This is a genomic window from Neptunicella marina, from assembly GCF_014270035.1.
In the GTDB taxonomy this organism is placed as follows: domain Bacteria; phylum Pseudomonadota; class Gammaproteobacteria; order Enterobacterales; family Alteromonadaceae; genus Neptunicella; species Neptunicella marina.
This window is the reverse complement of the sequence record NZ_JACNEP010000007.1, coordinates 199564-218818: the sequence shown is the minus strand read 5'-3', so window position 1 is coordinate 218818 and position 19255 is coordinate 199564. Positions and strand designations below refer to the sequence as shown.

The 19255-nt window shown below is 45.7% G+C and carries 17 protein-coding genes; 12 read left to right on the top strand and 5 right to left on the bottom strand.

Translation table 11 applies throughout. The annotated features are described in order from the left end of the window. Window positions 1-113 precede the first annotated feature (113 nt). Window positions 114-503: a DUF3718 domain-containing protein gene (locus H8B19_RS10985; RefSeq protein WP_186506928.1), complete on the top strand. Its 390-nt coding sequence runs from the start codon at window positions 114-116 to the stop codon at window positions 501-503. A gap of 70 nt (window positions 504-573) precedes the next feature. Here H8B19_RS10985 and H8B19_RS10980 read toward each other — a convergent pair whose 3' ends face one another. Continuing rightward, window positions 574-2283, bottom strand: a complete 1710-nt coding sequence (locus H8B19_RS10980) for a proline--tRNA ligase (RefSeq protein WP_186506927.1) — start codon at window positions 2281-2283, stop codon at window positions 574-576. A 111-nt stretch (window positions 2284-2394) separates the two neighbouring features. Beyond that, complete coding sequence (tsaA, locus tag H8B19_RS10975) at window positions 2395-3099, bottom strand: tRNA (N6-threonylcarbamoyladenosine(37)-N6)-methyltransferase TrmO (RefSeq protein ID WP_186506926.1); 705 nt, start codon at window positions 3097-3099, stop codon at window positions 2395-2397. A gap of 453 nt (window positions 3100-3552) precedes the next feature. Here tsaA and H8B19_RS10970 point away from each other — a divergent pair, with 453 nt between their 5' ends. The 7 genes from H8B19_RS10970 (at window position 3553) to H8B19_RS10940 (ending at window position 11295) form a co-directional block, all read left to right on the top strand. Further along, window positions 3553-4476: an ABC transporter ATP-binding protein gene (locus H8B19_RS10970; protein WP_186506925.1), complete on the top strand. Its 924-nt coding sequence runs from the start codon at window positions 3553-3555 to the stop codon at window positions 4474-4476. Continuing rightward, window positions 4476-5210, top strand: coding sequence for an ABC transporter permease subunit (locus H8B19_RS10965; RefSeq protein WP_186506924.1), 735 nt, complete (start codon window positions 4476-4478; stop codon window positions 5208-5210). The genes H8B19_RS10970 and H8B19_RS10965 overlap by 1 nt, the downstream gene beginning before the upstream one ends. A 2-nt stretch (window positions 5211-5212) precedes the next feature. After that, window positions 5213-7045, top strand: coding sequence for a GldG family protein (locus H8B19_RS10960; RefSeq protein WP_186506923.1), 1833 nt, complete (start codon window positions 5213-5215; stop codon window positions 7043-7045). Next, window positions 7045-8058, top strand: coding sequence for a DUF4340 domain-containing protein (locus H8B19_RS10955; protein ID WP_186506922.1), 1014 nt, complete (start codon window positions 7045-7047; stop codon window positions 8056-8058). Before H8B19_RS10960 ends, H8B19_RS10955 begins: the two co-directional genes overlap by 1 nt. Before the next feature lie 296 nt (window positions 8059-8354). Continuing rightward, window positions 8355-9806 carry a decarboxylating NADP(+)-dependent phosphogluconate dehydrogenase gene (gene gnd, locus H8B19_RS10950; protein ID WP_186506921.1) on the top strand — a complete coding sequence of 484 codons (1452 nt, stop codon included), beginning with the start codon at window positions 8355-8357 and terminating at the stop codon, window positions 9804-9806. 984 nt (window positions 9807-10790) lie between these two features. Beyond that, window positions 10791-11012 (top strand): TA system antitoxin ParD family protein, encoded by a 222-nt coding sequence (locus tag H8B19_RS10945; RefSeq protein ID WP_186506920.1) that lies wholly within the window; start codon window positions 10791-10793, stop codon window positions 11010-11012. Further along, window positions 11005-11295, top strand: coding sequence for a type II toxin-antitoxin system RelE/ParE family toxin (locus H8B19_RS10940; RefSeq protein WP_186506919.1), 291 nt, complete (start codon window positions 11005-11007; stop codon window positions 11293-11295). The genes H8B19_RS10945 and H8B19_RS10940 overlap by 8 nt, the downstream gene beginning before the upstream one ends. Before the next feature lie 23 nt (window positions 11296-11318). On the opposite strand, the gene H8B19_RS10935 is transcribed toward H8B19_RS10940, so the two are convergent. The 3 genes from H8B19_RS10935 to H8B19_RS10925 form a co-directional block, all read right to left on the bottom strand. Further along, on the bottom strand, window positions 11319-11618 hold the full coding sequence (locus tag H8B19_RS10935; RefSeq protein WP_186506918.1) for a type II toxin-antitoxin system RelE/ParE family toxin: 300 nt from the start codon (window positions 11616-11618) through the stop codon (window positions 11319-11321). After that, complete coding sequence (locus H8B19_RS10930; RefSeq protein ID WP_186506917.1) at window positions 11618-11887, bottom strand: type II toxin-antitoxin system Phd/YefM family antitoxin; 270 nt, start codon at window positions 11885-11887, stop codon at window positions 11618-11620. The genes H8B19_RS10935 and H8B19_RS10930 overlap by 1 nt, the downstream gene beginning before the upstream one ends. A gap of 108 nt (window positions 11888-11995) precedes the next feature. Next, window positions 11996-12841, bottom strand: coding sequence for a LysR family transcriptional regulator (locus H8B19_RS10925; protein WP_186506916.1), 846 nt, complete (start codon window positions 12839-12841; stop codon window positions 11996-11998). Window positions 12842-12996: 155 nt separating this feature from the next. Here H8B19_RS10925 and gcvT point away from each other — a divergent pair, with 155 nt between their 5' ends. The 4 genes from gcvT to H8B19_RS10905 all read left to right on the top strand — a co-directional run bounded on the left by gcvT (window position 12997) and on the right by H8B19_RS10905 (window position 19243). Beyond that, window positions 12997-14076 (top strand): glycine cleavage system aminomethyltransferase GcvT, encoded by a 1080-nt coding sequence (gene gcvT / locus H8B19_RS10920; protein ID WP_186506915.1) that lies wholly within the window; start codon window positions 12997-12999, stop codon window positions 14074-14076. Window positions 14077-14140: 64 nt separating this feature from the next. Next, entirely contained in the window at window positions 14141-14530 is a 390-nt protein-coding gene (gene gcvH, locus H8B19_RS10915; RefSeq protein WP_186506914.1) for a glycine cleavage system protein GcvH, read from the top strand. Window positions 14531-14646: 116 nt separating this feature from the next. Further along, on the top strand, window positions 14647-17535 hold the full coding sequence (gene gcvP / locus H8B19_RS10910; RefSeq protein ID WP_186506913.1) for an aminomethyl-transferring glycine dehydrogenase: 2889 nt from the start codon (window positions 14647-14649) through the stop codon (window positions 17533-17535). A 241-nt stretch (window positions 17536-17776) separates the two neighbouring features. Beyond that, window positions 17777-19243 (top strand): sigma-54 interaction domain-containing protein, encoded by a 1467-nt coding sequence (locus tag H8B19_RS10905; RefSeq protein ID WP_241737569.1) that lies wholly within the window; start codon window positions 17777-17779, stop codon window positions 19241-19243. Window positions 19244-19255 lie beyond the last annotated feature (12 nt).

Below are 19255 nucleotides of genomic sequence, written 5' to 3'. Positions count from 1 at the left end.
GTATTAAAAAATATACCTGGGTGTCATTTTGCCCCCTTTAACATATTTGTACGTTTTTTAGACTGTGTTCCGTCAAGGCAATTCATTAACAAATATTTAACGAGGCAATCAAAATGAAAAAATTAATTACTTTAGCAGCTATCTCATGTGCATTTATCGCTCCGGTATCGTTAGCCGATGTAGCTGACGATTTAAAAAACATCTGCACCATAGTTAAAAATAATGACAAAGGTGAACTTCGTAAAAAAATGCGTTCAGTGCGCAAAGACTACAATTTACGTTTGGGTGACTTCTACACAGGCGTAACCTGCGGTGGTTCAAGCTTAATTCGCTACAGCATGCAAAATGAGTCTGTTGATGTTGGCACTTACATGATTAAGAAAATGTCGAAAGGTGATCTGACTGCCGCAGAAGCCGATGGTATCTCTGTTAAGCAGTGGGCAGAAACCAATGGTTATATTGAAACCGCAATTGGCAAAGAACTGATCGACCGTTTAAACTAATTGCCGATTATTTAACGCATTTAAAGAAAGCGCCTTAAAGGCGCTTTTTTAGTATTTATTGCTTTGCAAATTATAAGCTTTTAATAAACTCAGCTGCGTTATCCAGATTCAGCATTTGTTTTTCACCGCTGCGGCGACATTTGTATTCAACTTCGTTGTTATCCAGATTCTTTTCACCAATAACAATGGAATGGGGAATACCAATTAATTCCATATCGTTAAACATCACACCCGGGCGCTCTTTGCGATCATCAAAAAATACATCCACGCCTGCTTCAACCAGCTCAGCATAAAGTTTCTCAGCCGCCTGCTGAATACGATGAGATTTATGCATATTCATTGGAATTAAGGCAATTTTGAAAGGTGCAATTGCATCTGGCCAGATAATACCGAACTTATCATGATTCTGCTCAATCGCGGCTGCCACAATGCGAGTGACACCAATACCGTAACAACCCATGGTTAAGGTTTGGTGTTTGCCCGATTCGGTTAATACGCCGCACTTCATCGCTTTAGAATATTTATCGCCTAACTGGAAGATGTGACCCACTTCGATCCCACGTTTGATTTCCAGTTTACCTGTACCACAAGGCGAAGGATCGCCTGCAACTACATTACGTATATCGGCTACTGCAGGCAAAGGTAAGTCCCGTTGCCAGTTGATATTAAAATAGTGTTTACCATCAACATTGGCACCCGCGCCAAAATCGCTCATCACTGCCACGCTGCGATCAACAATGACCGGGATGGGCAAATTAACCGGACCTAATGAACCCGGGCCAGCGCCAATCGCGTCACGAATTTCTGCGTCTGAGGCAAAAACCAGCGGCGCTGCCACTTGCTCTAATTTTTCTGCTTTCACTTCATTTAAGGTGTGATCACCACGCACCATTAGTGCAATCAGTTTATGCTCGCTACCTTCAGCGGCATGCACAATTAAGGTTTTAACGGTTTTTTCAATTGCCACATCAAATTGTTCAACCAGTTGTTCAATGGTTTTGGCGTCTGGTGTATCCACTAATGCCATGTCGGCAGTGGGGGCTGCAATTTGCGTATCCGGTGCCTTAGCTTCGGCTTTTTCCATATTGGCTGCATAGTCAGAGCTATCGCTAAAGACGATATCATCTTCGCCCGATGCGGCTAATACGTGGAATTCATGCGAGGCGTTACCGCCAATTGAACCGTTATCGGCCATAACCGGGCGATAATCTAAACCGATACGCTCAAAGATATTGCAGTAGGCCTGATACATATCCTGATAAGTTTTGCCCAGGCACTCTTCATCAAGGTGGAAAGAATAGGCATCTTTCATAATGAATTCGCGGCTACGCATAATGCCAAAACGTGGACGAATTTCGTCGCGAAACTTGGTTTGTACCTGATACAGATTTAACGGCAACTGTTTGTAGCTGCTTACTTCGTTTTTAACTAAATCGGTAATCACTTCTTCGTGTGTTGGGCCTAATACGAAGTCACGTTGCTGACGATCCTGAATACGCAACAGCTCTGGACCGTATTCTTCCCAGCGACCAGATTCCTGCCATAAGTCAGCAGGCTGAACCACTGGCATCAGGGTTTCAATTGCGCCGGCTTTGTTCATTTCATCACGCACGATTTGCGACACTTTATTTAATACACGCAAACCCGTGGGTAGCCAGGTATATAATCCAGAGGCCAGCTTACGGATCATGCCGGCACGTAGCATTAACTGATGGCTGATAACTTCGGCATCAGCCGGTGTTTCTTTTAATGTGGATAGCAAATATTGGCTACTACGCATTGTTTAGGTACCAAATAAAGTTGTAGAGAGGGTTAAATTGGGCGGCTATTCTATCAGCGCATCCCGACTCGCTAAAGATGACAAGTTAAAAAAGCACACAATAAATAATGATTATTCAGCGATTTGGCTGATCCCGATAACCTCAGCCTGATTTTCACTGCATCGCCAGCGAATATTCAAATCGTATAGCGTCATGCCATATTCCTGAATCTCACCCTGCGATTTTTTGTATGCCGGACGCGGATCCTGCGCCAAAACTTGCTCAATTAATGCCTGAATACTGGCATATTTTTTACTGGTAGTTTGCAATTGTGCTTGTGCTTGTTGCGAAAACGTTACGCTTAATAATGGCTGTGGGGCATCACTGGCAAATCCACCACTGGCGTCGGGATGCGCATCTGAGTAGGGGATATAAGGTTTAATATCCAGAATTGGCGTGCCATCGAGTAAATCAGCCCCTTTTACTGTAATGGTTAAAACCCCGTTTTTATGTTGCCAGTCCACTAATTCAACCACTGACATACCAATTGGATTGGGGCGAAAAGTCGAGCGGGTCGCAAATACGCCCATTTTCTGATTACCCCCCAATCGTGGTGGACGTACTAAGGGCGACCATCCTTTGTCGGCATTTTCATGAAAAACAAAAATCAGCCATAAGTGACTAAATTGGCCGATGCCACGCAAACTATTGGCATCGTTAAATTCAGCATAAAACTCAATGGTGGATAACGCGGCAGGCGCCAGTCCGGGCTGGCGTGGGATGGCAAATTTTTGTTTAAACGGACTGCGCAGCACAGCCACTGGCGTTAATTGCATTAAAGGACCTGATTTAAAGTTAAAGTAATGATGCGCAAACTACGACATAGAAACAGTTTGCAACATTTTATCGGTTTACCGACATAAAATAACAACACTTTAGCGATAGAGTAGACCGCGATATAGTTCTTCCCTGAATTATCAATTATTTATGCGGCCCTTGTGGCCGCTTTTTTTATGCGTTTTTAACCTCGAAAGCATCCTCGACGGCTCTTACTTCTGCTTGTTCATAAAATTTGCGTAAGACTTGCGATTGGCATGGAATTTTTGTTTTTAAACAAGGTCAGTGGCTTTGCAATCAAATGTAGCTCAATCTGACTTGAATTCAGATTGAGCAACTATATATCCTGTCCACAGGAAGACAAGTATGTTGAATTTGGCAGATTGTGATTATCACCAAAGCCCACATACTTCGAAAATTAATAATAAATTTTTGATCATCAGAGGATGTATATGATCTCCGTTAAGAACCTATCCATGTCATTTGGTGACTTTAAGGCAGTTGATAATCTGTCTTTTGACATAAAGCCCGGTGATATTGTGGGCTTCCTGGGGCCAAATGGCGCCGGTAAGTCAACCACCATGAAAATGCTCACCGGATTTTTAAATCCCACCGCTGGCGAAATCCGTATCTTCGAGATGCCTATGCCAGAATCCGCCACCGCCATTCAAAAGCAAATTGGTTATTTGCCAGAAGGTGCACCCGCATACGGTGATATGACCCCACTGCAGTTTTTGAATTTTATTGCTGAAATTCGCGGCCTAAAGGGCGAAAACAAAAAACAACGCATTAAAGAGGTTATTGAGCAGGTTGAACTGGGTGATATGCTCGACAGACCGATTGAAAACTTATCCAAAGGCTTTAAACGCCGGGTAGGGCTGGCTCAGGCAATTATCCATGATCCGGATATTTTAATTCTGGATGAACCAACCGATGGATTGGACCCTAACCAAAAACATCAGGTGCGTGAGTTAATCCAGAATCTGTCCAAAGATAAAATCGTGATTATCTCTACCCATATTTTGGAAGAAGTGAGCGCCGTATGTAACCGCGCCATGATCATTGCTGGCGGCAAAATGTTATTTGATGCCAGCCCGGAAGAGCTGGTTAAACGCTCTAAATATTACAAAGCCGTGGGCATTCACTTTAGCAAACTGGCGGACATTTCCGGCCTGGCCGAATTGGAGGGCGTTGCGGAAATGGAAGTGGACAGCCAAAGTGGCAAGGTAACCTTGTTCCCGGATAAAGACGTCGATTTATTACCCGTAGTGGCCGATTACATTCAACAGCGCAATTTACCGGTGGATACCTTATACACCGAGCAAGGGCGTATGGATGATGTCTTTAGAATGATGACCACAGAAGGAGCGCTGTAATGAACAATACGTTGATCATTTTTAAACGTGAATTTTCCAGCTTTTTCGCCACACCAGTGGCTTATGTGTTTATCGCTATTTTCCTGATTTTAAGTGGTGTATTTGCCTTTAATATTGGGGGACTGTACGAACGTGGACAGGCCGACCTTATCCCGTTTTTTAATTTCCATCCGTGGTTATATCTGTTTTTAGTGCCCGCCATGGCAATGCGTACCTGGTCTGAGGAACGCAAAAGCGGCAGCATCGAACTATTAATGACCCTGCCGGTGACTATTTGGGAAGCCATGTTGGGTAAATTTCTCGCTGCCTGGGCGGTGTTAGGTTTATCGCTGGCGCTGACTTTTCCGCTGTGGTTAACCGTTAATTATTTAGGCAATCCGGATAACGGTATTATTGTTGCTGCGTATATTGGCAGCTGGTTAATGGCCGGTGCGTTTTTAGCCATTGGTTTATGCATGTCTGCCATGTCCAAAAGTCAGGTAGTGGCCTTTATTCTGGCCGTGGTGCTGTGTTTTCTGTTTGTGTTAAGCGGCAGTGATATGGTGCTGGATGCCTTTAAAGCCTGGTTACCGCCTGTGTTGCTCGATACGCTGGCTTCGTTCAGCTTTTTAACTCACTTTCAGGCGATGGCCAAAGGCGTATTGTCCTTAAGCGATGTGGGTTATTTCCTGATCGTTATTGGTGTCTGGTTATATGCCGGATTACGTGTCATTGAGCAGAAAAAGGCAGAATAAGTATGTTGAATAAATTTTCAGGTACCCTGACTGCCATTTTGCTGGCAGTGGTATTTACCGCATTAGTCTTAATTAACAATCACTTATTAAGTGATATGCGCCTCGATTTAACCGAAGATCAGGTGTATTCCTTATCCGATGGCAGTAAAGAAATTCTTAAAGCTATCGATGAGCCGGTGCATTTGTATTTCTTTTATTCGGATAAAGCCTCGAATGGCATGACCAGCCTGCGCAACTATGCCAATCGCGTAGAAAGTTTGCTGGAAGAATATGCCAGCGCGTCAGATGGCAAAATTATCCTGCATAAGATTGATCCTGTGCCGTTTTCCGAAGCTGAGGACAAAGCCAATCAGTTTGGTTTAACCGGTGCAACAGTGGGTAATGGTGGCGATCCGGTGTATTTAGGGCTCGCAGGCAGCAATGCTTATGATGATGAAAAAATCATTGCCTTTTTTGACCCTAAACAGGAATCCTTCCTTGAATACGACATCAGCAAACTGGTGTATCAGCTAACGGATCCGAAAAAAGTTCATGTGAGTGTGATCACTGATTTAGCGGTGATGGGTGGTCAGAACCCAATGACAGGTCGTATGGACCCGCCCTGGACTATCTTTACCCAGTTGCAGCAATTGTACGACGTGCAAAAACTGGGTAATGATATTGCAGAAGTGCCCGCCGATACTGATGTGTTGCTGTTGGTGAATCCTAAAAATTACAGCGAGCAATTGCAGTTCTCGATTGATCAATATGCGATGCACGGTGGTAAAGTGCTGGCCTTTGTCGATCCACATACCGATTCTGATCCCATGTCTGCCATGACAGGCAATGGCGCAACCGATATCAATAATTTGCTTGCAAGTTGGGGCATTGAATTTAACGGCGAGCAGGTTGTGTTAGATGCAGCCTCCGGCCTCGATATCCGCACTCAAAACGGTGTGGAACGTCATTTAGGTTATTTAGGTTTGCAGGGCAACGCGCTGGATAAAGACGATGTGGTTACCGCCAGTCTGGATGTGATTAACGCGGCCTCTGTTGGCGCGCTTATGCACAAAAAAGACAGCAAAACTAAATTTATCCCGCTGATTCAAACCTCGGATAATTCAGGTTTGATCGATGGCGCTACATATGGCGTGACCCGTGATGTAAACGCGCTTGCCAGCAAGTTTACTTCGACTAATACCGCGTATACGGTAGCAGCGCGTTTGTCAGGAACGGCGAAATCGGCCTTTGATAAGGTGCCGGATGGCGTCGAAACCGATGATTTTGTGGCAGATACAAAGCAATTAAATGTGATTGTGGTGGCAGATACTGACTTACTTACCGACCGTTTCTGGGGTAGCCAGTCGAATTTCTTCGGTCAGACTATTTTTACCCCCTTTGCCAATAATGGTGACTTTGTTACCAACGCAGTGGAAAACTTAGGTGGCAGCAACGCACTGATCAGTGTGCGTAGCCGCGGTACATCGGCACGTCCGTTTGATGTGGTTGATGCCTTAACCGTTAAAGCTGAAAAACGCTTCCGTGAAAAAGAGCAACAACTACAGCAGGAACTGCAACAAACCGAACAGCAGTTATCTCAGTTGCAGGGCCAGCAAGCAGAAAATGGCGCGCTGGTATTAAGCGATGAGCAGCAGCAGGCGATTGAGCAGTTTATGCAAAAGAAAATCGCCATTCGTAAGGAATTGCGTGAAGTGCGTCATCAACTGGATATGGACATTGAAAATCTGGGCAGCGAGCTTAAATTTATCAATATCGCTGTTGCACCGCTGATTTTAGTGTTGCTGCTGGGCTTTATTGCCCGCATTAGCCGTAAACGCGCCAGTAAGGAGGCATGATGAATAAACATATCGGTATTTTATCACTGGCGGTGGTACTGGCAGCGTTTGCAGGTTTTCTGGTCTTCAACAAACACCAACAGCAAGGCTCGCTGGAAAAGGGCCTGATGCTGGAAGGCTTAAAATCCAGCGCGGCTAACATTGACAGGATCGAGATTAAAAAAGCCCATGGTCTGGATTTTAACGCCACGCAGCAAGACGGACAGTGGGTGGCTGCTGCGCTGGATAATTATCCGGTAGAGCAAACTAAGCTGGCGAAACTCATCACGGCTATGGTGGAAGCGCGTCAGCTGCAGGCCAAAACCAGCAAGCCCGATTATTTCGACCGTTTAGGCTTACGGGCAATTAGCGATCAGGACAGCTTAGCCACTCAAGTGACGTTATATTCGGGCAGCAAAAGCTGGTCGGTACTGGTGGGACAGCGTCCTGAACGTTCCAGCGGCCAGTATGTGCGCCTGCCAAAAAACAATCAGGCATGGCTGGTGGATAAAGCCTTTGAGCTGCCATTTTCAGATACTGATTGGTTAAAACAGCCTGTTTTGCCCACTGCCATGCAGGATATTCAGCAACTGGAAAAATTGGGTGAAAAAGGCTGGATTATCCGCAAGCAGGACAAACAGCAGCCACATTTTGAGCTAGCTGATTTAGCAGCCGATCGTAAATTAACTTATCCGGGCGTGCTTGATGCTGCGGTAAGTTCAGTAACAGGGCTGAACTTTGAAGCCATCGCTGCGGCCGATACCGTCGACTGGTCACAAGCGGATAAAACCACCTTTAATGTGAGTTTATACAACGGTGATCTGTATCAGTTGGACATTGCCACTGTTGGCAATGACCATTATTTAACTGTGTCGTCTGATTCACTGCAAGGTTACTGGCAACATCGCACTTACAAAATTTCCAGCTTTAGCTTTGAGCAACTCAATAAAGGCATGGAAGATTTCCTGCAAAAAGCCAGTGATAATGTGCCAATGTCGGGTGCTGTGATTGATGAAGGCGAAGCACCTAAATAACCTTTAGTTATGACTAGGAGCAAAGGGCGTTTAAAACAAACGCCCTTTTTTGTTGAAATAGAAGTAACGCGTACATAAATAAGAAGTAACAGTATCGGTTCAGCATCTATTTGATTTTCAGTCACTATTGCTTATTTGTTCATATGTCGATTGGTCTGATTGGTTAAAAATCAGTAGAATAGCAGCACAGGCAAGTTCAATTGTTTAAATACGAAACCTGTCATTGTTTTGACTTGTTTCTGCTGGCCTGAACCACTACATTATCGCAACTTTTAAAACGACGAGCTGACACGACTATGAAAGAACTTTCGGATATTGGCCTGGTGGGCCTGGCAGTAATGGGTGAAAACCTGATTCTGAACATGGCAAGCAAAGGATTTACGGTAACGGCGTATAACCGTTCTGCTGAAAAAGTAGAAAAGTTTATCGAAGGCCGTGCCAAGGGCAAAACTATCCGCGGTGCTTTTAGTATTGAAGAGCTGGTAAGTTCACTGGCTGCCCCTCGTAAAATCATGTTAATGGTTAAAGCTGGCCAGGCAGTAGACGACATGATTGAGCAATTAATCCCGCATCTGGATAAAGGCGACATCATTATTGATGGTGGTAATACCCACTTCCCTGATTCAAATCGTCGTACTAAATACCTTGAAAGCAAAGGCCTGTTATACATTGGTACCGGTGTATCGGGCGGCGAAGAAGGCGCATTAACTGGTCCATCCATTATGCCTGGTGGTTCAACTGCCGCATGGTCAGCAGTAAAAGACATTTTCCAAAGCATTTCGGCCAAAGTTGAAGATGGCACACCTTGTTGTGACTGGGTTGGTGAAGACGGCGCAGGCCACTTCGTGAAAATGGTGCATAACGGCATCGAATACGGCGATATGCAGCTGATTTGTGAAGCCTACCAAATCATGAAAGAACTGCTGGGCTTGTCAGCCGACGAAATGCATGAAGTATTTAAAGACTGGAACGAAGGTGAGCTCGACAGCTATCTGATTGAAATTACCCGTGACATTCTGGCGTTTAAAGAAGACGGCGAGCCGCTGGTTGAAAAGATTCTCGATACTGCTGGTCAAAAAGGTACAGGTAAATGGACAGCGGTTTCTGCACTGGAAGAAGGTGTACCATTAACCCTGATTGGTGAAGCGGTATTCGCACGTTGTTTGTCAGCACAAAAAGACGAGCGTGTGGCAGCCTCTAAAATTTTATCTGGTCCTAAACCTGCGTTTGAAGGCGATAAAAAAGCTTTTATCGAAGATATCCGTCAGGCATTGTTAGCCTCTAAAATCGTATCTTACGCCCAGGGCTACGTATTAATGCGTGAAGCGGCTAAAGCCTCGGGCTGGGATTTAAACTACGGCGGTATCGCGTTAATGTGGCGTGGTGGCTGTATTATCCGTTCAACTTTCTTAAACAAAATCAAAGATGCCTTTGATCGTAATCCTGAACTAACCAACCTGTTAGTGGACGATTACTTTGTTGAGAAAATGATGGCAGCTCAGGCTGGCTGGCGCCGTGTGGTTGCTACCGCAGCAATGAACGGTGTTCCAACCCCAACGTTAACCTCGGCACTAAGCTACTTCGACGGTTACCGTCACGCACGTTTACCCGCAAATTTGCTGCAAGCGCAACGTGACTACTTTGGTGCGCATACCTATGAGCGTATCGACCGTGAACGCGGTGAATTTTTCCACACCAACTGGACTGGCCGTGGTGGGGATACAGCATCGACCACGTATAACGTATAACGTATAACGTATAAGCGTTGTTTGAATTAGCAAAAAGGTGAGTTGATACTCACCTTTTTTGTATCTGCCGTTATTTTGCTGTCCGTAGCCTTTTTCTCACCGCTTCCATGTGGGGCGAGCCCCTTTGTTAGGGATAAGAAAGAGGCGACAAATTTGACAGGATCAAATTTGAACGCACTTTAGTGCGGCCTGAAAGGCGAAGGACAGGAAGTCCGGAGTAAAAATCCTGTGATTTCATGTCATAGTTCGTATCGTCCATGATGTTTTCACGCCCAATCCTTTGGGCGGGACCCTGTTTTGAGGCACCAAAAATGGGACAAAATTTTTAGGAAAAATTTTAAACGCACTTTAGTGCGACCCGAAGGGCGAAGGACAGGAAGTCCGAAGTAAAAAGTGCTCTACTCCGCCAACTTGCTAATCTTGTTGCGGTATCACTTGTTTAATCGAACCGGTGCGAGGCAGCTATCCTTGCAAAGCACGCACCTCGGGAAAACGTCCTGTTTTCCCGTTCGAACAAGTTTCACCTTCACAAGGCAAGTTTGAGTCGCAATGAGCCAAACTGCGTTTGGCCGCTGTCGCCCATAAATTTAAAGTTTTGGTTTTACCTAGTCAGCCAGAGGCTGACTTTATGCGACTCTGACTTTTAGGCAAAACCAAGTTGGCTTTCGAATGGCCGAACACGACGTTCGGCCAAGGCCAATGCTTTGCATGGACTGCTGCCTTTGGCCGATTCGAATTAAAGGCAGCTTGATTTTGGCGTTAAGAAAGTAAATGGAGTGAAAGACCTTTCGCCTATTTGGGTCTGTCCAAATAGGCTCGCGTCCACGAAGGGACGTGAAATAAGCAATGTTTCAGATAACACAAAACGTCAAATATTGAATTAACATACCTCCATGCTTTAGTGAATTTCATTTTCTGTTGCGCGATTTGCGACAATTGTAGCGGATTGCTACAATATCTTAGTTGATATAAGGAGACAGTTTTATGGCAACCGCAAGTGTAAGGTTAGATCAAGAGCTGGTGGATAAAGCCACTATTATGGGTAAAGCACTGAATCGAACTATGCCAAAGCAAATTGAGCATTGGGCGAAAATTGGTGAAATGATGGAAGATAATCCTGATTTACCCTATGAGTTTGTCAAGCAGGCCATCATATCAAAAGCGGAGAAAGAAGCGGGTAAGTTGGAGCCTTACGAGTTTGGCTAGCATTACAACCGTATTACAGACTGCCAGTTTTAAAAAAGCAGTTAAAAAATTACATGCAAACCAAAAGAAAGATTTGGACAAGGCGGTTAAAACGCTAATGGATGATCCACTGATTGGCGAGCCGAAAAAAGGTGATCTTTCTTTTCTGCGAGTTTATAAGTTCAAGATGGTCAAACAGTTAACTTTACTTGGTTACAGTTATGAGGATGGAACGGTTATCCTGGAGTTAATTGCGCTTGGCTCACACGAAAATTTCTATCGTGATGTTAAAAAGATATTCTAAAAAATTAGAACTTACCTCTTAATTTATCTGTCATTTTCTGGAAGCTCGAGCAGCCTTTCACTGCGCCAAACACGGATAAGCACAATTTCACTTTGTTGCCTGAGATAAACAACCCGAAACGGTGGGTGAATTAATTCGCGAATATAGTCCAGATTAAACTCAGGTACGATGCGGCCTGAATCGGGGTGACGTTGCAGCATTTCAGCTTGCTGCAAAATAGCTGCGACAAAATCATTGCCGATATGTGGCACTTGCTGTTCCTGGTAATATTGCTGAATCGCTTTTAAGTCGCTGAGTGCGGACTGTGCGATACGTAGTTTCATTATTCAATGCCCAGCGTTTTCTTCGCGTCCTCCAGAGAGACAGTGTTGCCGTCGCGCGCATCCAGCAACCCTTGCGCGACTGCTTTTACAAACCGCAGTTCTTCTGCGGTTTTTTCATAAACTTCAAGACCTTGCACAACAGCAACACCGCGGCCACGACTGGTGAGCAGGATGGGGCGATGGGTATCTTGCGCACGGCGTACCACCTTTCCGGGATTTATTTTTAAGTCTGACAAAGGAATAACATCTTCAGAGAATTTTACGGACATAGTGATGACCTGTTTGATGATTTAAGTGCTTTAAATAGCACCTGTTAACAGGTGCTGTCAATGAAGGCGCAATGCTTATTTATCCTTGCAGAGCTGGCACTGCAAGGCTTACCTCAATCGACTCTTTATAAACTCTGCCAAGCGTTCTGTAGCTTGGGGGTGGTGGCGGCTGTGGTTGAACAGGCAGATTTTTATTTTACCTAAATCTGGTAGGTATGGGCTGCGGATCACGCTTAGTTCCTGCGGTACCGAGGCACGCGAAAGAGCCGTGATACCTAATCCCTGGGTAATCGCCGCAGTTAATCCGGTTAAATCAGCGTTGGTGTAGCTAATACGCCATTGGTGGGTTTGCTGTTTGAGGCGGTCTATTACGCGGCTGCGATACACACAACCATGTGGCGCTAAAACCAGTGATAACATTTCGCTGGGTACTGGCTGAAAGCGGTTGCCGACCCAGACTAAATCATCTTCCAGAATAATTTCGCCTTCGGTGGGTTTATCGGGGTCTACCAGCGCCATAATTAAATCAAAGTCGGGCAGCTGTTTATCGTTGAGTAGCGATTTACTCAGTGCTGAGGTGACTTCCAACGCCACATCGGGATAAATTTTACTGAATTCACCCACTATGCCGGGCAGCAGGGTGGTGGCGAATTCACTGGGAATACCCAAGTGTAAACGTCCGCGTAATGAGGTTTGTTCAAACTGGCGAAAAATATCGTCATTAATATCCAGCATGGCGCGTGCCTGTTGGTATAACAAACGTCCGTCAATATTCACCTGATGGCGCTGACCGTTTTTGCTGAACAGCTTTTTACCTAACTTTTCTTCCAGATTACGAATTTGCAGGCTGATTGCCGGTTGCGTGCGCCCCAGCAGCTCACCCGCTTTGGCATAACCGCCGCTATCTACCACTGTGACAAAAGTACGCAAATTATCTAACGACAGTTGTTTCATCCGACCAGCCTGTACATAAGGTAAATATTAGGATTGCTCATGTAATTGTGATTATACATAAATAATTCTTATGTAATGATAGGAATTTTCAATTTGTTGTGCTCGCTGGCTGTTTCTATACTCAGGCTCAAATTGATAAAAGCAGGGTTAATGCAATGACCAATAAAACGGTTTTACATGCTAAGCACTTAGAAGCTGGCGCCAAAATGGTAGATTTTCACGGTTGGGAAATGCCAATCAACTACGGTTCACAAATTGAAGAGCACCACGCGGTTCGTCAGGACGCGGGAATGTTCGATGTATCTCACATGACCATTGTTGATGTAAAAGGTACCGACGCTAAAGCTTACCTGCGTTATTTATTAGCTAACGATGTAGAAAAACTGCAGGATAAAGGCAAAGCCCTGTACAGCGGTATGTTAAATGAAACCGGCGGTGTGGTTGACGATTTAATCGTGTATCACTTTGATGCCACCAACTACCGTTTAGTAGTTAACTCTGCTACCCGCGAAAAAGACATGAACTGGTTGTTAGATAAAGCGGCTAAGTTTGATGTAACCATTACCGAGCGCCCTGAATTTGCGATGATTGCGGTACAAGGCCCAAATGCTAAAGCCAAAGCGGCAACTGTGTTCTCAGCAGCACAGGTTGAAGCAGTAGAAGGCATGAAAGTGTTCTACGGCGTACAGGCTGAAGATTTATTTATTGCTACCACAGGTTATACCGGTGAAGCCGGATACGAAATTATGGTGCCAAACGAGCAAGCGGCTGATTTCTGGCAAAAACTGCTGGAAGCCGGTGTTAAACCTTGTGGTTTAGGCGCGCGTGATACCCTGCGTTTAGAAGCGGGTATGAACCTGTACGGTCAGGATATGGACGAAACCATTTCGCCACTGGCTGCCAACATGGGCTGGACCATCACATGGGAACCAGCAGATCGCGATTTTGTTGGCCGCAGTGCACTGGAAAAACAAAAAGCCGAAGGTACCGAAAAACTGGTTGGCTTAGTGATGGAAGAGAAGGGCGTATTACGCTCTGGATTAACAGTAAAAGTGGGCGATGCAGAAGGGGTAATTACCTCTGGAACATTCTCACCAACACTCGGTCACAGTATTGCAATGGCACGTGTGCCTGCCAATATTGGTGAAACTGCCGAAGTTGAAATGCGTAAAAAGTGGGTTACAGTAAAAGTGATTAAACCCAGCTTTGTACGTAACGGCAAAAAAGTGTGTTAATCCGGCTATCCAGCCCTTCGTTAATGATGTGAACCAAATTAAACAAAATAGAGGATAAAAAATAATGAGCAACATCCCATCTGAATTACGTTATGCCACTACGCACGAGTGGGTTCGCAAAGAAACAGACGGTACTTTTACTGTTGGTATTACTGAGCACGCGCAAGAATTACTGGGCGATATGGTGTTTGTTGAATTGCCAGAAGTAGGTTCAGGTGTAAACGCGGGTGATGATGTTGCAGTTGCTGAATCAGTAAAAGCGGCATCTGACGTTTACGCTCCTATCACTGGTGAAATTGTTGCGGTTAACGACGAACTGGAAGATTCTCCAGAGCAAGTTAACTCTGATCCATACGGTGACGGCTGGTTGTTCCGTATTAAAGCAGAAGATCCTTCTGAAGTTGATGGCCTGCTGGATGCCGAAGGTTACGAAAACAGCATCGACGAAGATTAATTGAAGGGGCGACCCGGATTTTTTCAGGGGAAAGCATATTGCTTTCCCCTTTTGTATATAGCGTTTTGCGCCACGCGCAGTTAACGCCTTGATTAAACTGGATACCGAATTTCATTATGCCTCACTCTACATTGTCACAGCTTGAGCAAAAGCAAGATTTTATCCGTCGCCATATTGGCCCGGGCGCTGAAGAAACCGCGCAAATGCTGGAAACCGTTGGTGCCAGCTCGCTAGACGATTTAATCGAACAAACCGTACCGGCCAGCATTCGTTTGCCACAGGCCATGAACTTAGGCCAAAGCCAGACTGAAGCCGAAGCCTTAGCCGCGCTTAAAGTGGTTGCCAGCCAAAACAAAATTAACCGCAGTTACATTGGTATGGGTTATTACGATACCCACACCCCAAATGTAATTTTGCGTAACGTGCTGGAAAACCCAGGTTGGTACACGGCTTACACGCCGTATCAGCCAGAAATCGCCCAGGGCCGTTTGCAAGCATTGTTAAACTTCCAGCAGGTAACGCTGGATTTAACCGGTATGGATTTAGCCTCAGCATCTTTGTTAGATGAAGGCACAGCCGCAGCCGAAGCGATGACGCTGGCGCGCCGTATGTCGAAAAACAAAAAATCTAACCTGTTTTTCATCGCAGACGATGTGCACCCACAAACCATTAACGTGGTTGAAACCCGCGCCGAAATGTTCGGTTTTGAAATTGTGGTGGGCAAAGCTGAAGAAGTAGCTGCACAGGATGTATTTGGTGCGTTATTACAGTATCCAGGTACCACAGGTGAAGTGCGCGATTTAACCGATTTAATCGCAGCCGTTCAGGATAAAAAAGGCATTGTTGCCGTTGCTGCCGATTTAATGAGCCTGGTATTGCTTAAATCACCCGGTGAAATGGGCGCAGACGTAGTATTAGGTAGTGCACAGCGTTTTGGTGTGCCAATGGGCTACGGTGGTCCACACGCGGCATTCTTTGCCACACGTGATGCGTACAAACGTTCATTACCTGGTCGTATTATTGGTGTATCTCAGGATAGCCGCGGCAAACCAGCCTTGCGTATGGCGCTGCAAACCCGTGAGCAACATATTCGCCGCGAAAAAGCCAACTCTAACATTTGTACCGCGCAGGTATTGTTAGCCAATATGGCGTCTTTCTTTGCGGTTTATCATGGCCCTGAAGGTTTAAAAACCATCGCCAACCGCATTCACCGTTTTGCCGATATTCTGGCAGCCGGTTTAATTACTAAAGGTTTTAGCCTGCGTCATAACCAGTGGTTCGATACCATTACGGTTGAAGTGGCTGATAAAAAAGCTGTACTTGAAACCGCACTGGCCGCTGGCATTAACCTGCGTAACGATTTAGACGGCGCAGTGGGCATCGCGTTAGATGAAACTACCACCCGTGCCGATATTGAGCAGTTGTTCACTGTTCTGGCAGGCGAAGGTCATGGCTTAGATATCGATAAACTGGATCAGCAACTGGTTGAAAACGGTAGCGGCTCTATCCCGGCTGAATTAAACCGTACCAGCGCCATTCTTACGCACGAAGTATTCAACAGCTACCACAGCGAAACCGAAATGCTGCGCTATATTAAATCTTTAGAGAACAAAGATTTAGCGCTTAACCATTCGATGATTTCGTTAGGTTCATGCACCATGAAACTTAACGCTACTGCAGAAATGATCCCAGTAACCTGGCCAGAATTTGGCAAGCTGCACCCCTTTGCACCGCTGGATCAAGCCAAAGGCTATCAGGATCTCATCAAAGAATTGGGCGACTGGTTGGTAGAGGTGACTGGCTACGACAATATCTCAATGCAGCCTAACTCGGGTGCACAGGGCGAATACGCCGGTTTGATTGCCATTCGTAAATACCACGAAAGCCGTGGTGATGCGCACCGTAATATCTGTTTAATTCCCAGCTCAGCGCACGGCACCAACCCTGCCTCGGCACAAATGGTGGATTACAAAGTGGTAGTGGTGAACTGCGATAAAAACGGTAACGTGGATATGGCAGACCTGAAAACCAAAGCCGCAGAGATGGCCGATCATCTGGCCTGTATCATGATCACTTACCCGTCCACCCACGGCGTGTACGAAGAAACCATCAGTGAAATCTGTGACATCGTGCATCAGCACGGTGGTCAGGTGTATCTGGACGGTGCCAATATGAATGCCCAGGTGGGACTAACCTCTCCGGGGTTGATTGGTTCGGATGTATCGCACCTGAACTTGCACAAAACTTTCTGTATTCCGCATGGCGGTGGTGGTCCGGGTGTGGGTCCAATCGGGGTGAAAGCCCATTTAGCACCGTTTTTACCGGATCATAATGTATTAGGCGTGGATGCCAGTACTAAAGGTAATGGCGCGGTGTCATCAGCACCTTGGGGCAGCGCGTCTATTCTGCCTATCAGCTATATGTACATTAAAATGATGGGCGGCGAAGGTCTGAAAAAAGCCACCGAAATGGCGATTTTAAATGCCAACTACATCGCCAAAAAACTGTCTGGCCATTATCCGGTGTTGTACAAAGGCCGTAATGACCGTGTGGCACACGAATGTATTATCGATTTACGGCCGCTGAAAGAATCCAGCGGCGTAACAGAAATGGACGTGGCCAAGCGCTTGAATGACTACGGTTTCCACGCACCGACCATGAGCTTCCCGGTGGCAGGAACGTTAATGATTGAGCCCACTGAATCCGAAGCCAAAGCCGAACTGGATCGCTTTATCGAAGCCATGCTGTGCATTCGTGAAGAAATCGCCAAAGTGGAAAGTGGCGAGTGGGATGCACTGGACAACCCATTGCACAACGCCCCGCATACGCTAGCCGATATCTGCGACAGCGAATGGAACCACAGCTATGATCGCCAGTTAGCGGCTTATCCGGTAGCCAGCGTAGCGAAAAACAAATTCTGGCCAACGGTTAACCGTATTGATGACGTATACGGCGACCGTAACCTGATTTGTAGCTGCCCAAGTGTGGATACGTATAGAGACTGATAGGTTGTTGATGATCACGACAATTCTAGTTGGTAACCGCGCCAATCTAGTTGGAAACCAACAAATCTAGTTGGTAACCGCTCAAAAGATGCCATTGAAAGGGGCGAACAACAGTTCGCCCCTTTTTTATAGTAAAAAACTTACTTCCGACGTAAGATAAATTACTTTTCGGGTTGGGCAGCAAAGAGCGGATATTTTGAACACGCTATTCACATGGTTAGGTAAAACGGACTTGGATAATATGCAGCGAGATGAAAATGCTGCCATATCGTCAATCGCCAAGGGGCACCCACAACCATTCGACCGTATCGTGATTCTTGCCAATGCATGGGATGAAAGCTGGCATCGATACGAATCTTGGCTGAGTAAACGGATGGGCATTATTTCGCGCCCATATAATGATATTAAAATCCATCGGGCGAATATCGTCAGTCCAATAGACTACACATCGATAGCCAAGGAAGCGCAGAAGTGGATTTCAAAACTTTCTGCTGAGAGTGAAAGTCTCTATATCAACTTAAGCTCAGGCACGCCAGCAATGGCGGCGATGTCGATTATTGTTGGCAAAGCCAAGCCCAATACCTTTTTCTATCAGTCGAATCCTAGTGGACAGATCCAATTAGATACTATCCCCTTTGACTTCAAAGCAGAAATGGATGCTTCTGCCGCACGAACCATCGCCTCCAAGGCGGCAGGTTTACCAGACAAACATATCGCTTTTGAAAAGATTGTCGCGAATTCCCCGGCAATGAAAGAACAGGTCCGTAAAGCCCAGAAACTTGCGCCATTGGAATTACCTGTTTTGGTATTCGGTGAAACCGGAACAGGAAAGGAAGTCATATCCACAGCAATCCACAAGGCGAGTGCACGAGCTTCAAAAAATCTGGTGGCCGTCAACTGTGGTGCGTTGCCGGAAAACCTCGTTGACTCCATTTTATTTGGTCATATCAAAGGGGCATTTACAGGCGCGATAAAAGATCAGAAAGGCCTATTCGAACAAGCTGATGGCGGCACACTGTTCCTCGATGAAGTCGGTGAGCTAACTCTCGATGCACAAGTGAAATTGCTGCGGGCACTTCAGCAGCGGGAAATTAAACGTGTGGGTGACGACAAGCCTATTACTGTGGATGTGCGAATTATCGCCGCCACTCACAGAAACTTGTTAGAGATGGTTGATGCAGGTACTTTCCGAGAGGATCTCTTTTATCGTCTGGCCTTGGGGGTGATCGAAATGCCTGCCTTGCGCAACCGGTTAGAAGATATCGAACCATTGGTGCTGGACTTGGCGCAGGAGATCAATGCTGCTGCGGCTTCATACTCCAATTATAAAAGTAAAAATATTTCCCAAAATGCAATTAAATTTATTTGTGAGCAACCTTGGCTGGGGAATGTCAGGGAACTTTGGAACACCCTAAACCGAGCATTTTTTCTGTCAGACAGCCTGGAAGTCACCGATAAAGAAATCGACAATGCGATGATCAAGCGCAATACAACAACCAAAACCGAAGAGGTAATATTGGCCCACGGTCAACAGGTGGACATTAAACAACTTACTGATAATTATCATAAAAATTACATTTCAGCGGCGCTAAAAGCATCTGGTTATGTGAAGAAAACTGCCGCCAATATGCTGGGGTTGGGCAATCATCAAAACCTCAGTAACTGGATGGAACGCTTAGGAATGGAAATGCCGAAAAAGGCAGATTAATAAAACTGGCAT

Coding starts and splice junctions, on each gene's coding strand:
- H8B19_RS10985 (WP_186506928.1), top strand. CDS start 114: ATGAAAAAATTAATTACTTTAGCAGCTATCTCATGTGCATTTATCGCT.
- H8B19_RS10980 (WP_186506927.1), bottom strand. CDS start 2,283: ATGCGTAGTAGCCAATATTTGCTATCCACATTAAAAGAAACACCGGCT.
- tsaA (WP_186506926.1), bottom strand. CDS start 3,099: ATGCAATTAACGCCAGTGGCTGTGCTGCGCAGTCCGTTTAAACAAAAA.
- H8B19_RS10970 (WP_186506925.1), top strand. CDS start 3,553: ATGATCTCCGTTAAGAACCTATCCATGTCATTTGGTGACTTTAAGGCA.
- H8B19_RS10965 (WP_186506924.1), top strand. CDS start 4,476: ATGAACAATACGTTGATCATTTTTAAACGTGAATTTTCCAGCTTTTTC.
- H8B19_RS10960 (WP_186506923.1), top strand. CDS start 5,213: ATGTTGAATAAATTTTCAGGTACCCTGACTGCCATTTTGCTGGCAGTG.
- H8B19_RS10955 (WP_186506922.1), top strand. CDS start 7,045: ATGAATAAACATATCGGTATTTTATCACTGGCGGTGGTACTGGCAGCG.
- gnd (WP_186506921.1), top strand. CDS start 8,355: ATGAAAGAACTTTCGGATATTGGCCTGGTGGGCCTGGCAGTAATGGGT.
- H8B19_RS10945 (WP_186506920.1), top strand. CDS start 10,791: ATGGCAACCGCAAGTGTAAGGTTAGATCAAGAGCTGGTGGATAAAGCC.
- H8B19_RS10935 (WP_186506918.1), bottom strand. CDS start 11,618: ATGAAACTACGTATCGCACAGTCCGCACTCAGCGACTTAAAAGCGATT.
- H8B19_RS10930 (WP_186506917.1), bottom strand. CDS start 11,887: ATGTCCGTAAAATTCTCTGAAGATGTTATTCCTTTGTCAGACTTAAAA.
- H8B19_RS10925 (WP_186506916.1), bottom strand. CDS start 12,841: ATGAAACAACTGTCGTTAGATAATTTGCGTACTTTTGTCACAGTGGTA.
- gcvT (WP_186506915.1), top strand. CDS start 12,997: ATGACCAATAAAACGGTTTTACATGCTAAGCACTTAGAAGCTGGCGCC.
- gcvH (WP_186506914.1), top strand. CDS start 14,141: ATGAGCAACATCCCATCTGAATTACGTTATGCCACTACGCACGAGTGG.
- gcvP (WP_186506913.1), top strand. CDS start 14,647: ATGCCTCACTCTACATTGTCACAGCTTGAGCAAAAGCAAGATTTTATC.
- H8B19_RS10905 (WP_241737569.1), top strand. CDS start 17,777: ATGCAGCGAGATGAAAATGCTGCCATATCGTCAATCGCCAAGGGGCAC.